1 protein-coding gene is annotated in these 338 nt (G+C 64.5%); it reads right to left on the bottom strand.

What is annotated here, in order from left to right; genetic code table 11:
* Window positions 1-95 precede the first annotated feature (95 nt).
* Window positions 96-338: TolC family protein (locus SB765_RS28555; protein WP_410932348.1), on the bottom strand; the 243-nt coding region annotated here is incomplete at its 5' end.

Genomic DNA, 338 nt, shown 5'->3' with positions numbered 1-338 from the left:
AGGCCACCGAGGCCAAGCACGGCCAAGGCGACAACCAGCATGGCAATCTTGCGTGGGTTATCCATTGTTGCTCCTGCTGTAGGATTTTTTGCGAATCACAAACTGCCTTCGAGGTCGCCATAGACCCGCTCGAGCTGGGCCCGCGCATCGGTCGCCGCGGCCAATGCAGCCAGATAGAGCCCGCGCGCCTCGATCAACGTGCGCTGGGCATCGAGCACATCGAGGAAGGCGAACTTGCCCATCTCGAAGCCGCGGGTGGCGGTGTCCACTGCCTGCTGCGCCGAGGGCAGGATGGTGCGGTCGTAGGCCTGCACCTCCTGCATGGCCGTGGCCCCCTG

Source organism: Pseudomonas sp. SIMBA_067 (assembly GCF_046534675.1).
GTDB classification, from domain to species: domain Bacteria; phylum Pseudomonadota; class Gammaproteobacteria; order Pseudomonadales; family Pseudomonadaceae; genus Aquipseudomonas; species Aquipseudomonas putida.
The sequence above is the reverse complement of the archived record's forward strand: the minus strand, read 5'-3'. Positions and strand labels throughout refer to the sequence as shown.